Below are 12,867 nucleotides of genomic sequence, written 5' to 3'. Positions count from 1 at the left end.
CCGGGTCGAACGGACTCTTCCTACTGAAAGTAGGACGTGCTCCAGTAGCACCTCTGACGCCTGCCCGAGAGATCATTTCCTCTCGACGGGAAGAACACTACCAGGTCAGCAGCCCTGTCCCGAACCACCCGGCCCCGCACCGCACTCGACCTCACCGGCCCCGAACGCGCATGAGGCCCGGCACCTTTGACGGCACCGGACCTCATCCGATCATGGAGCGCCAGGCCCGGGTCGAACGGACTCTTCCTACTGAAAGTAGGACGTGCTCCAGTAGCACCTCTGACGCCTGCCCGAGAGATCATTTCCTCTCGACGGGAAGAACAGTACCAGGCCGGAACCCGTGCCCGAATCCGAGGAGAACAGCGCATGACGATCGCTCACCCCACCCCGCCCGAGGCCGTCCCGTACACCGCGGACGGGCGGTTGATGGACGTCCACCGGCCGGACTCCGCCGCCGGGCCGGTGCCGGTGGTACTGCTCTGGCACGGCCGCGGGCCCGACGAACGGGACGTGCTGCGGCCGTTGGCCCGCGAGGTGGCCTCGGCGGGGGTGCTGGTGCTGGTACCGGACTGGCGTTCCGACAGCCCGGACGGCGGCCGGGAGCACCTGTTGGCCTCGCTCGACCACGCCCGCCGTACCGCGGCCGCGTACGGCGGCGACGTGGGGCGGTTCGTCCTGGCCGGCTGGTCGATGGGCGGCCGGGAGGCCGTCGCGGTGGCCACCCGTCCGACGGCGGTGGACGGTTGGCGTCCGACGGCCGCGGTGGGGATCGCCTCCGCCTACCACTCCCCCGCCGTGACCACGGGCACGGCGCCGCTGGAGGTGCTCGCCGCCGGGCCGTCCCCGGTGCCGGTGTGGCTGGTGCACGGCACGGCCGACGACGTGCTGAGCGCCGACCGGACCAGGGAGTTGAACGCCGCACTGGTCGCGCAGGGGTCGCCGGTGGTCCTGGAGGAGCCGGCGACGGACCACGCCGGGGTGGTGCTCACCGAGTACGACGCGGCGGCGAACCGGTGCCTGCCCGCGCGGGCGGAGCACGCGGTGCAGGGCGGGCTGGCCACCGCCCGCGTGCTGGCGGCGGCCGCCGGTGTCGTCCACCTGCCGCGCGGGGGCGGGGCAACCGGCGTGTGATCGGGCATCCGTCGCCGGCCGGGACGGCACGGCGCGCGGCCTGCTCAGTGGCCGATCGGCAGCAGCCTGAGGTGGTGGCGTTCCAGTGCTTCGAGCTCCCGCTGGAGCGGCGGCTTCGGGACGGCCAGGACCGGGCAGTCCGCGTGGCGCACGCAGTACGCCGTGACGGACGGGCGCAGCACCCGGGCGAGCGCGCCCCGGCGGCCGGCGCCGAGGACGAGCACGTCTCCCGGCTGGTCGGCGACCCGGACCAGCGCCTGGCCGGTCTCGCCGCGGACGGCCTGGCTGCGCAGCCGCACACCGGCGTGGGCGCCGCCGAAGGCCTCGTCCAGCGCCTGGCGCAGCCGGGCGGCGGCCGCCTCGCGGCAGGCGCCGAGCAGGGGCGGGCACGGGGAGCGGCGGTAGCCGAACTCGCCGCCGACCGGGGTCCAGCAGTGCACGGCGAGGACCTCGGCGTCGGTGCGGCGGGCCTCGGCGACGGCGTGGTGCAGGGCGGCGAGGCTGCCGAGTGATCCACTGACGCCGACCACGATGCGGGGGTGCCCCGCGTGGAAGGCTTGTTCGTCGGCGTGGAGGTCTGCCATGGCCCGGTCCCGTCCCTCTGACGTGCGGTGGAGTGTGCTGCCTGCTCCAGCAAACCCGGGGGCGGCCGGGCGGGGGCCGCTCGTTGACGGGGCTCTGACGCGTTCGCCGCGGATCCGTACGCCGCTCTGACGGTCGGACGGTCGGAGGGTACGGCCGACACGCCCGGGTGCCGGGGGGCGGCTCAGTCGAAGCCCTGGGCCACCACCCGGACGACCATCGGCACGGGCGGCGCGGCGGCGGGGGCGGGCGCTCCGGCCGAGTGGGCGGCGGAGGGCTCGGACGGTCCGGACCCGCCCTCGGACTCCCGGGGTGCAGGCGGCGGGGGCGGCGCGGCGACCAGGATCTCGTAGACCTCGGCCAGCACGCCCGCCAGGTTGTCCAGCAGGCCCTGCTGGAGGCTGTGCCAGCCGGCGGCGTCGTGCTCCTCCACCGCGTACTTGCCGGTGTGCCGGAGGATCACCTCGCCGACCGCGCGGTTCTGCTCGGGGCTGCGCTTCTCGGACTCCGCGTCGTGCAGGAAGAAGTTGCGCAGACCGTGCACCTCGCCCAGCCGCCCGTCCCACAGCGGGCCGGTCAGCTCGGGCAGGTCGAGTCCGGCGAGGTCGCGCCGGTTGCGGCGCGGGAAGCGCACCGACTCGTGCAGCCGCTCGTGGAAGACCTTGTCGGCGACGGACAGCCAGGCGGTGAACTGGGTGTGGCTGGCGGCCGCCTGGCGCAGCCGCGCGACATCGGACAGCGAGGTGCGGAACAGCGGGTAGCCGAGCCGGGTCGAGGAGGCCGTGCAGACCTCGGCGTACCGGCGGACCACCTCCTCCACCTGCTGCTCCCAGCGGCGTTGGCGCTCCGGGTCGGCCGCCGGCCCGGCCGGGGCCGCGGCCAGTGCCGCCGGGTCCAGCTGCAGGGCGGGCAGCCGCCCCGGCGTCGGGCGGCCGACCGCGCGGACGACGCCGCTGCCGAGCTCGGCGAAGTACTCCTCCAGGACGTCCACCCCGCCGATCCGGTGCCGGTCGCCGCCGGCCACGTCGACCAGGCGGCCGAGCAGGTCGTGATTGGGCACCAGGTTCTCGGGCGGCTCGCGCAGCGTCGGGTCCCTGCGGCACAGCTCGTTCCACCAGCTGCCGAACATCGACCGGTCGCTGATGCCGACGGCGTGCAGCCGGATGCCGAGGCCGCCGTGCAGGTCCTCCATCAGCGAGACCGGGTCGTCGGTGGCGGCCACCGACTCGCCGCTGCGCTCCTCGCTCATCGGGGCCCAGTGGGCGCCGTCGCTGACCAGTACGATCAGCCGCTCGTTGCCCGGGACCCCGTGCCGGTGGAGGAGTTCGGCCGCCTTGTGCAGGGCGCGGCCGATGTCCGTCGCCTGGTGGTCGTGCTGGAGCAGGGTGACGGCGCCGCGCAGCTGGTCCAGGGTGTGGTCGCCGGAGCCGCCGGTGACCTCGGCCATGCCGTCGGTGCCGGGGAACAGCGTCCGGGTGGTCAGGTCGAAGCGGACCAGGGCGAAGCGGGTGACCAGGCCGTCCACCCGGGCGCGGGCGTCGATCATGGCGCGCAGGGCGCCCTTGAGGGCGTCCAGCCGGGTGACGGTGGCGGCGGGGGCGTTGCGCCGCGCGGTGATCCGGCGCGGCGACTCGCGGCGGTCGGGGATGTCGTCGACGCCCATCGAGCCGCTGCAGTCGGCCAGCACGACGATGTCCACGCCGCTGCGCCCGCCGGGGGCGAAGACGCTGAATCGGGTCTCGGCGCCGATCGCGAGCAGTCCGCGCAGCCGCTGCCCGGCCTGGTCGGTGGCCGAGCGCACCCGGAACGGCAGGCCGTCCAGGTCGATCCAGGTGTCCTGGGCGGTGTCCTCGCCGTGGGTGAGGACGTGGCCGGCGAGCAGCGGCGAGCGCTGCACGGCCAGCGCCGCCTCGTCCAGCGACAGGGCCGCCGGGGACTCCAGCTCGACGGCCGCCGGGACGGCCGCCGCGGCGGGCTCCAGCCGCCAGCCGCCGTCGGCCAGCCGGTGCTCGCCGGCCAGCTCCTCGGGGACGACGACGACGTCGGCGGGCAGGCCGGCGACCGGGACCAGGCGGACCGGCACGGCGCGGGCGGTGGAGGACCGGCCGGCGGCGGGGTCGCGCACGGTGAGCAGGCCCGGGCCGTCGGCGGCGAGCCGCTGGGCGGGGACGGCCAGCCGGTTGCCCTCGGCCAGGCCGTGGCCGGGGGCGGTGACCAGCCGGGTGTCGTTCGGCGTGAAGGCAGGGCCGCCGCGGCCGAGGAGAGTCATCGGGGTTCCTCCGTGGATGCTCCGTCCTTCAGGGCGGAGGTGAAGACGGACTGCTGCGGGGCGGGGCTGGCGGTCGGGCCGTCCGGGCTGGTCCCGGCCGGTCAGTCGGGGGCCGCGGCCCGGGTGGACCGGGGCCGCCGCGCCCGGCGGGGAGGGGAGGTCACTCCCGCTCCACCTGGATGTCGATGCCGAGCCGCTGCTTCAGGTCGTCGACGTGCGCGTGCCTGGTGCCGTAGAAGCGGCCGCGCAGCTCGGCGGGGACCTTGACGTAGAGGATGCGGCTCTTGCTGCGGTAGTCGGAGAAGGCGATGCCCTCGGCCAGCTCCCGTTTGCCGGTGGAGTTCAGCAGGGCGACCAGCCGGGCGAAGTGCGCCCGGCCCTCCTCGTGGCCCTCGTGGAAGCGGCGGACGTCGTCGCGGCGGGAGGGCTCGTGCTGGCGCAGCAGTCTGAGGGCCGTCTCGGCGGCGGGGCCGTCGGCCCGTCGGAGCCGCTGTTCCAGCCCGGCGAAGAGGGTGTCCAGGGCGCCCATGTCGAGGACCGTCCGCCGGGTGTTGATGAAGATGTGCCGGACGATGGCGAGCCGGGGCAGGAACGCCTGGCGGCGGGCGGCGTCGCCGCCGCCGGGGCGGGTGCGGCTGCGGGCGTGGGCCTGGGCGCGGGCCGCCGTCCCGGCGAGGATGAGCCCGACCAGGGTCTCGGGGGTGGCCGCGCGCAGGTCCTGGTGGTGGCGGGCGCACAGGGCCAGGCCGCGGCTGCGGGCGCCGTAGATCTGCCAGCGGACGGCGTGCTCGGCGCACATCCGGCGGCCACAGGCGTGGTCGCCGGGGTCGGCGGTGCCGCGGGCGCCCTGGCCGCCGGGGCGGGCGCCGCGGAGCAGGGCGTCGAGGCCGCGGTGCTCGCAGCGGACGTGGCCGGTCGAGCGGCAGCCGGAGTACTCGCAGTCGGGGAAGCGCTCGCCGTAGCAGTCCTGGCAGTAGGCCACCGAGGCGTCGTTGGGGTGGCGGACCAGGTGGTCGGCGCACCAGGCCCGCCCGGAGCGGCAGCGCGGGCCGCCGCACCAGGCGCGGGCCCGGGCCCCGCAGCGGCACTGGGGGGTGTGGCGGTCGCAGGAGGCGCGCAGGCTGCCGTCCAGGAAGACGGCGTGCGTGTCGCAGACCCGTCCGGGCCGCTCCCCGGTGCCGCAGCCGGGGCAGCTGAACGGCGCGTAGGCGAGGGTGCCGCGGTCGCGGCAGGTGTCGCAGGGGTAGCGGATCTGGGGCGGTTCCAGGATGCCGCGGACGGCGAACGGGGTGGCGGCGGTCATCGGCCGGGGCGCGCTGTGCGGGGCGAGGAACCAGATGCCGACCTCCCCCTCGGGGCCGAGGTCGAGGCGCAGCCGGGGGCCGAGACGCGGGTCGACGCTCACCACGGTCGGTTCGAGTCGGCCCCACAGCTCGATGTAGCCGTCGGCGGAGGCCGGGACGGCGTGGTAGCGGCGCAGGTCCAGCAGGACGGGGACGGGTGCGGGAGCGGGCGGGCCGGCGGGTGCGGTGGTGGTCATCGGGCGGGCTCCTCCCCGGGCGCGACCAGCAGGACCTCGACGGTCCCGCGGCGCTCGTCCGCCTTGGCGGTGTAGGTGGTGTCGGTCAGCAGGACGTGCCGGAGGTCGTGGGGCGGCCGGCCGAGTGCCCGCAGGGCGGTCCGGACCAGGTGGCGGTCGGCGGCGGGGACGTCCCAGTGCAGCAGGGCGGTGCCCGCCTCGGTCGCCGCGCGCACGGCCCGGGCCATCCGCCCGTCGTCCCAGGCCGAGGGCGGGGCGTCGAGGCGGACCCGGCGGGCGGGTTCGGGGCGCAGCAGGCGGCGGGTCGTCTTGGCCTCCTCCCGGTCGCGGGTGCGCAGGGCGCGGTTCAGGTCGAGGGCGGTGCCGGTGCGGCAGTAGGAGCGCAGGGCGGGGAGGATCTCCTCGGGGGCGAGGCCGGGGCGGGCCAGCAGGTCGAGCAACCGCCTTTCGGCGAGGCCGGGTTCGGACTTCGGGCTCTGCTGCTTCGGGTGCTGCTGCTTCGGGCTCTGCCGGCTGGGGTCGGTCTGCCTCGGGTCGGCCTTCGTCGGGTCGGCCTTCGTCGGCCTGGAGCCGTTGCGGGCGGCGGGGGCGGTGCGGGCGGCCGGTGCGGTGCGGGCGGCGGGTGCGCTCGGGGCCAGCAGTTCGGTCAACCAGACCCGGGCGGCGGCCGAACTTCCGGCCCCGACGGCCCGGTTGGCCTCGCCGATGTGGTCCGCCACGAGCCAGCCGGGGTTGGCCAGGTGCTCGGCCAGCCGCTCGGCGTCGAGCAGCCGGGGATCGTACGAGCGCCAACGGGCCAGCAGGTCGTTCTCGTTGCGGACGAAGGCGCTCGGCCCGGCGCCGCCCGAGCCGCTGCCGGCGGCCAGTTCCAGACCGTTGAACAGCTGGCCCAGTTCGTCCGCGGTGGCATCCAACTGGCGGAAGTACGGGAGGAGTTCGGTGAGAAGTTGGAGGGCGGCCCGGTTCGCCGGGACGATCCGCGGCGCCTCCGGGCCGCGGCGGCCGACGGGTCGGCCCTTGCCGCGCGGCTCCTTCTGCTCGATCTCGAACCCGGCGGCCAGCCCGTGCGCGATGGCCCGCGCCCGGTTCCGCTCGATCAGGGCCTGCGGGACGGCGCCGATCCGGCGCCCGGAGCGCTCCAGCTCCCGGGCCTTCATTCCCAGGGCCTGGACGAGCAGCGCGTGCGCCAGCGCGGAGGAGACCGAGACCTGTCCGTCGACCAGCCGCAGACTGACATCGCCCTGGGCCCCGACCGCGGGCTCCCCCAGCGGGTTGACGTCCATCGCCTCCAGCCGGGCCAGTCGCTCCTCCTGTCGCAGCACGGTGCGGACCCGGTCCAGGTGCTGCGGCGCGAAGGAGGCGACATAGCGGGCGGCGACCTGGTCGGCGGCCCGGGACAGCCGGGCCGATCCGCCGGCCGCCGCGCCGGCCGGGCCGTATAGTTGACGGCCCGTCAGGGCGATCAGGCAGGCGGAGTGTTCGCGGACCAGGTTGCAGAGCAGCTCGCGCTGCACCTCGCTGACCACCTCCAGCGAGTGCACGTCGGGGGGAAGGGCCGCGGGCCCGGCGGTTGCCTCGGTACCGGTACCGGTACCGGCCGGACTCCAGCCGGCGGGTACCAGCAGCGCCCCGGCCTTGCGCAGGGACCGGGCGACCACCGCCACCGACTCGGCGAGCCCGGCGGCGACGGCGGCCCGCGCGCCCGGGTCGTGCAGCGAGACCCGGCCGGTGTCGACCCAGAGCGCGCCCGGCGTCCGCGGATCGGCGCGCAGCAGCGCCGGTTCGCCACCGGGCAGGCGGGGCAGCTGCGGCGGGCGGGCGAGCAGGGCGTCGACCAGCTGCGCCGGGGCGGTGCGGGCACCGGGCCGGCCGACGGCCGTGTACCCCTTGGCGATCCGCTGGCGCAGCGGCCCGGAACGGTAGAGCGAGACCAGCACCGCGGATCAGTCCTCCCAGGCGTGCGGATCGTCCGCGCGCGCGTCGCGATCGGATCGGGTCCCCCGGGTTCGGCCACCGGCGGTTCGGCCACCGACGGTTCGGCCGCTGCCGTTCGGGCGGCCGCCCCGACCGCGTAACTCGCCCGAGGCGAGGCCGCGCAGGGGCGGGAGCAGGGCGAACAGCAGCGCGGCCGCCGCGAGCGCGGCCAGGGTGCAGACGAGCAGCGTCGCCGGCGCGGGGTCGCCCCACAGCGCCCCGGCCGCGTACGCCACCCCGAACGGGAGCCCGACCGCCGACAGCAGGCCGAGCGCCAGGGCGCTGCGGCGCGAGCGGGCCGCATCGACGTAGCGGGCGGCGTCGGCGAGCCCGCTGCCGGTGGCGGCGAGCAGCTGGGCCAGCCGGTGCTGCTCCTGGAAGCGCTCCAGCAGCTCGTTGGCCTTCGCCCGGGTGGTGATGTGGGACGACCAGAGGGCGCGGCGCAGCTCGATCAGCCGCCCCTCCAGGGCCAGCAGGCGGTTGGCGTCGGCCTCCTGGGCGGTCATCCCGGCCAGGGAGTTGGCGAGCCGGTTCAGGCCGAGCACCTGGAGGCGGCCGAGCAGGAAGGTGTCCAGGTAGATGGTGCGGACCAGGACGGCCGCGCCGGCGTGGAAGACCGCGTCGCCGCCCGGGTCCGGCGAGGTGCCGAGGAAGGCCGCGCCGTCGCGCAGGACCAGCGCGTGCCAGTCGGCGGAGAAGCGGACCCGGCCGTCGAACAGGGCCGTATCCTCCGGGTCGGGCGGGAAGCGGCTCAGCGGGGTGGCGGAGGCGAGCAGCCAGAGCCACTGGTCGCGGGCGCCCCAGCCCGCGTAGGGCGGCGGCAGGGGTTCGGGCGGGGTGCCGTCGGCGAAGGTCACGTGGCAGAGCGTCCACGGCCGCCGTCCGGAGGCGGCGATCCGGACGCCCTCCGGCAGTTCCCGGGTGTACGCCGCGCGGCTCGCGGTGAGGTCGGCGAGTTCCGCGAGGTCCGTCAACGGGTCGGCGGAGAGCCGGACGTGCAGCACGGCGAGGCCGCGCCGTTCGGCGCCGGGGCCGAACACGGCGGGCAGGCGCAGCAGTTCGACGCCCTCCACGACGCGGCCGGTCGGGGTCGGCTCGGCGGTCCCGGTGGCAGCGGCAGCCGCGAGGCGGCGGTGCCAGCGGGCGGGCCGCTCCGGTGAGCCGTACAGCGACTCGGCCACCCTGGGCTCGAAGTACGTCATCCGCCGCGCACGGTCGACGACTCCTCCGTCCCGGTCCGCGACCGGAAGCGGCCCCTCGGCCCAGTCGGGGAGGGCGGGTTCGACACCCTTGCCCAGGTCGACGTCGAACACCACGTAGGCGGACCCCCGCCGCATGACCACGTCTACCCCCACCGGTCCACGCCTGTCCCCAAAGCCCGACCATGCTACTGCCGTTGGGGCCGCGGGGTGGGTACTTCGCGATCACCTGTCGGGGGCGGCGGCGAGGTCCGCCGGGTGTGCGTCCGCCCCGCACGGCGGGGCCGGCGGGGCGGATCGGGTGCGGGCGGTACGGAGCCCGCGGTACGGAGCGGGCCGCGGTCAGTGAGCGGGTGCCGACTCCTTGGCGGCGAGGGCGTGCCGGAGGACGCGGCGGCGCTCCGCGGGGTCGGGGGTGGCGAGCACCGCGGCCAGCACGGCCATCCGGGCCTGGCCCGCGCGCAGCGTGCCGGTGGGCAGGGCCCCGGCGGCGACCAGGTCCACCGCGCCGCCCTCGGTGTAGATCTCGGCCACCGGGCCGGACGGCACCCGGGTGGTCAGGGCGACCAGGACGCCCTGGGCGGTCGCCTCGGCGACGGCCTCGACGAACTGCGGGGTCGCGTTGCCGGCGCCGGTGCCGACCAGCACGATGCCCTGCGCCCCGGCGGCGACGGCCGCCCGCATCAGCAGCGGGTCGGCGTCGATGTGGTGCATCACCATGTCGACCCGGACCGGCGGCTGCGGCAGCGGGGGCAGCGCCAGGGCGGCCGGCCGGGCCGGCTCGGCGCGCCTGGTGACCTTGGTGAAGCCGATGTCGCCGACCGGCGTGCCGGAGAGGTCCCCGAAGGCGTCCAGGTCGAGGGTCTCGGTCTTGACGGTGCCGCGGGCGGCGTGCACCACGCCGTTGAAGACGATCAGGGTGCCGAGCCCGGACACCGTCGACGCCGTGACCAGGGCGTCCCGCAGGTTGCCCGGTCCGTCGCCCTCGGCGGCGTCGTGGGGCAGCTGGGCGCCGGTGAACACCACCGGGCGCGGGTCGCCGTGGTGCAGGTCGACCAGGAACGCGGACTCCTCCAGGGTGTCCGTGCCGTGCGTGACGACCACGCCCGCGACCTCGGGGTCGGCGAGCTCCCGGTGCACGGCCTGCAGCAGCGTCAGCAGGTGCTCCGTGGTCAGCCGGGGGCTGTTGACGTTGAAGAGGTCGACCACCTTCACGTCCACGCCGTGCGGGACGGCGGCGGTGGCCAGGACCTCCTGGCCAGGGGTGTCGGCGGCGTAGCCGGTTCCCTGCCAGCGGCTGGCGATGGTACCGCCGGTGGTGATCAGGACGACCCTTGTCACGGCGTGCCGTCTCCCTTCGGGATCGGTGGGGGCTTCGAGGTGGTTCGGCGATATCGCAATATCCTCGCAAGGATATGAAAATATGCGCGCACGACGATCGCCAATTCCGGCTTGATCAGGCCTGGAGTGTGGTGGATTCTTGCGCCATGGACGAGATTGACCGACAGATCTTGCGCGAGCTCCAGCAGGACGGCCGACTGAGCAACCAGGAGCTGGCCCAGCGGGTGGGTCTGACCGCATCGCCCTGCATGCGCCGGGTGCGGCAACTGGAGCAGGACGGGGTGATCGAGGGCTACCGGGCGGTGGTCAACCCCGAGGCCGTCGGGCGCGGCTTCGAGGTCCTGGTCTCGGTCGAGGTGCGGCGTGAGCGGGAGGCGGTGGAGGCCTTCGAGGAGGCCCTCCAGGACATCCCGGACGTGGTCGAGGCGTACCGGCTGTTCGGCAGCCCCGGCTGCCTGCTGCGGATCGCGGTGGCGGACCTCCAGGCGTACGAGCGGCTCTGGATCGAGCGGCTGACCTCGCTGGCCGGGGTGACCGAGGTGAACTCGCAGATCATCATGAAGCGGATCAAGGAGCCGCGCGGGCTCCCGGTGGGCCGGACCGCGTAGGCCGCTTCATGCCCGCCCGGCTGCGGCTCCGGCTGTGACGCTGCGGGCGGGCGCGGCGCCGCGGGGGCCGTAGAGCGGATGATGATCAGCCGTAGATGCCGCCCGATGAAGCTTTCGGCAGACGGCACACCACGGCGGTGCTGCGCCGCGGACGGCGCCCGGCGGTGCGTCCTGCGGTGCGCCCGGCGCTGCGTCCTGCGTGGCGCCCGGCGCTGCGCCCGGGCCCCTGGTCACCGCAGCCCTCGCCGGTCGGCCCAGCACCGAGGAGACCCCATGACGAGCAGCACGGCGACGACGGCCGCCCGGTGGCGCAGCATCCAGGTCCGCTACTACGCCGAGGACAAGGACGACCTCATCCTCGACGCCGTCCGCCCGCTCTTCCGCCGCTTCGCCGGGGAGATCGGCCGCCCGTACCTCACCCGGCACTGGCGGCGCGGGCCGCACCTGCGGCTCAACTTCACCGCCACCGAGGAGGACTGGCACGCCACCGTGCTGCCCGGCGCACAGCTCGGGCTCGCCGAGTACCTGCTCGGCTCCCCCTCCACCACCGCCCTCGACCAGCGGGCCCACTTCGCCGCGCACCGGCGGATGGCGCAGGCACAGCACGAGCAGGGGCCGCTGTTCCCCTGGCACCCGGACAACAGCCTGCAGCACGAGCCCTACGAGGACCGCCTGCACGTCCTCGGCAGCCGTCGGCTCGCCGACCTGCTCGACGACGCGTACGCGGCGGGCTGCGAGCAGCTGTTCTCGATGCTGGAGCGGGTACGCGGCGGACACGACAGCCGCCGGGGCATCGCGCTGGACCTGATGTTCGCGTTCGCCCGGGTGAGCGCTCCGGCCATCACCGACGGATCCGGCTCCTACCGCGCCCACGCGGAGCGCTTTCTGACCTACTGCCGGAACCCGTCCGCGGTGCGGGCCGCGCTGGAGGTGGAGTACCGGGCCCGCCGGCCCGCGCTGGAACGGCGGCTGACGGCCGTCCTGGACACCCTGGACGGCGACGGGCAGGTGCCCTTCGTGCGGTGGTGGACGCGGCACACCGCCGAGGTCAGGGCGGCCGCCGAACCGCTGCTGGAGTCGGGGCGGATCTCCCTGGACCGCGGCGGGGCACCACCGGTCGAGCCGCCGGAGGGGCTGACGGAGGGGCCGTCGTCCGCGGACGGCTCGGGCGCCGCCGTGGACCTGCTGCTGCTCGACCCGGCCTGCCCGCAGGAGGTGCTCGCCGACGTCCGGCACCAGAGCCACCGGCTGGCGGCCAACGTGCTCTGCTCCCACCTGGACCGGCTGGGCATCGGGCCGAGGCAGCGCTTCGTGCTCTGCCATCTGGCCGCCAACACCGTCGAGGACCTCTTCGGGGCCCCCGCGCCGAAGCGCGCCCACGCGTGCGCCGGCCCGCACCCCGTTCCGGCCGGGTCCGCCGCGCACCCCGCCCCGACCGGGTCGGCCCCGGCCGGTCCCTCCCCAGCGAAGGAGCTCCGATGACCATCCACGTCCTCGTCGGGCCCACCATGCCCGCCGCGCGGGTCGCGGCCCTCGCCCCGGGTGCCGAGGTGCACCCGCCCGCGGCCCACGGCGACCTGTTCCGGCTCGGCCTCGGGCCCGGGGACACCGCCATCCTCGTCGACGGCCACCACCACCACGCGACGCGCGTCCGGCAGGAGGAGATCCTCGCCGCGCTGGCCGCCGGGGTCCGGGTGGTGGGCTGCGCCGGCCTGGGCGCGCTGCGGGCCGCCGAACTGCGCGGGTTCGGCATGATCGGGCACGGCGAGGTCTTCCGGATGTACCGCGACGGCGTCATCGACGCGGACGACGAGGTCGCGGTCGCGCACGGGGAGGGGCCCGACTACCGGCGGACCAGCGAGCCCCTGGTGAACATCCGGCACACGCTGGGCGCCGCCGTCGCGGCCGAGGTGCTGACGGCCCCGCAGGCCGCCGCGCTGCTCGACGCCGCGCGCGCCCTGCCCTACCACCGCCGGAGCTGGCGTGCCGTCGAGCGCACCTGCGTAGGCGCCGACCTGCGGGGGCTGCGGGAGTTCCTGACCGCCCGGCCGCAGCACGCCGACCGCAAGGCGGCGGACGCCGCGGACACGCTCACCCGGCTCACCCTGCTGGACCGGATGGTCCCGCCCGCGCCGCCCGTCGGCGCCGGCCGCGTCGCCGCTCACCGTGCCGCCCCCGCCCGGCGGTCGCCCTCGGGGGCCTGAGCGCGCCGCCCCACGACGT

10 protein-coding genes are annotated in these 12,867 nt (G+C 76.1%); 4 read left to right on the top strand and 6 right to left on the bottom strand.

Features of this window, described 5'->3' with window-relative positions:
- Nucleotides 1-366 precede the first annotated feature (366 nt).
- Complete coding sequence (locus ACIGZJ_RS30075; protein WP_396460212.1) at nucleotides 367-1,131, top strand: alpha/beta hydrolase; 765 nt, start codon at nucleotides 367-369, stop codon at nucleotides 1,129-1,131.
- A gap of 44 nt (nucleotides 1,132-1,175) precedes the next feature.
- Here the strand turns inward: ACIGZJ_RS30075 and ACIGZJ_RS30070 are convergent, their stop codons facing one another.
- From ACIGZJ_RS30070 to ACIGZJ_RS30045, 6 genes are all read right to left on the bottom strand, one after another.
- On the bottom strand, nucleotides 1,176-1,715 hold the full coding sequence (locus ACIGZJ_RS30070) for a universal stress protein (protein WP_396460211.1): 540 nt from the start codon (nucleotides 1,713-1,715) through the stop codon (nucleotides 1,176-1,178).
- Between the two features lie 182 nt (nucleotides 1,716-1,897).
- Entirely contained in the window at nucleotides 1,898-3,982 is a 2,085-nt protein-coding gene (locus tag ACIGZJ_RS30065) for a VWA domain-containing protein (protein ID WP_396460209.1), read from the bottom strand.
- Nucleotides 3,983-4,142: 160 nt separating this feature from the next.
- Complete coding sequence (locus tag ACIGZJ_RS30060) at nucleotides 4,143-5,522, bottom strand: hypothetical protein (RefSeq protein WP_396460208.1); 1,380 nt, start codon at nucleotides 5,520-5,522, stop codon at nucleotides 4,143-4,145.
- Nucleotides 5,519-7,459, bottom strand: coding sequence for a hypothetical protein (locus ACIGZJ_RS30055; protein WP_396460207.1), 1,941 nt, complete (start codon nucleotides 7,457-7,459; stop codon nucleotides 5,519-5,521). The genes ACIGZJ_RS30060 and ACIGZJ_RS30055 overlap by 4 nt, the downstream gene beginning before the upstream one ends.
- A 6-nt stretch (nucleotides 7,460-7,465) precedes the next feature.
- Nucleotides 7,466-8,851 (bottom strand): hypothetical protein, encoded by a 1,386-nt coding sequence (locus ACIGZJ_RS30050; protein ID WP_396460206.1) that lies wholly within the window; start codon nucleotides 8,849-8,851, stop codon nucleotides 7,466-7,468.
- Nucleotides 8,852-9,037: 186 nt separating this feature from the next.
- A complete protein-coding gene (locus tag ACIGZJ_RS30045) occupies nucleotides 9,038-10,036 on the bottom strand; it encodes an asparaginase (RefSeq protein ID WP_396460205.1) in 999 nt (332 codons plus the stop codon).
- Between the two features lie 146 nt (nucleotides 10,037-10,182).
- Here ACIGZJ_RS30045 and ACIGZJ_RS30040 point away from each other — a divergent pair, with 146 nt between their 5' ends.
- The 3 genes from ACIGZJ_RS30040 to ACIGZJ_RS30030 all read left to right on the top strand — a co-directional run bounded on the left by ACIGZJ_RS30040 (nucleotide 10,183) and on the right by ACIGZJ_RS30030 (nucleotide 12,848).
- On the top strand, nucleotides 10,183-10,644 hold the full coding sequence (locus ACIGZJ_RS30040) for an Lrp/AsnC family transcriptional regulator (RefSeq protein WP_396460204.1): 462 nt from the start codon (nucleotides 10,183-10,185) through the stop codon (nucleotides 10,642-10,644).
- Nucleotides 10,645-10,917: 273 nt separating this feature from the next.
- Complete coding sequence (locus ACIGZJ_RS30035; protein WP_396460203.1) at nucleotides 10,918-12,126, top strand: thiopeptide maturation pyridine synthase; 1,209 nt, start codon at nucleotides 10,918-10,920, stop codon at nucleotides 12,124-12,126.
- Nucleotides 12,123-12,848 carry a TfuA-like protein gene (locus ACIGZJ_RS30030; protein ID WP_396460202.1) on the top strand — a complete coding sequence of 242 codons (726 nt, stop codon included), beginning with the start codon at nucleotides 12,123-12,125 and terminating at the stop codon, nucleotides 12,846-12,848. Before ACIGZJ_RS30035 ends, ACIGZJ_RS30030 begins: the two co-directional genes overlap by 4 nt.
- Nucleotides 12,849-12,867 lie beyond the last annotated feature (19 nt).

Origin of the sequence: Kitasatospora sp. NPDC052868, assembly GCF_044547105.1 — a bacterium.
GTDB lineage: Bacteria > Actinomycetota > Actinomycetes > Streptomycetales > Streptomycetaceae > Kitasatospora.
Note: the sequence above shows the minus strand (reverse complement) of the source record. Positions and strands in the feature narration are given on the sequence as shown.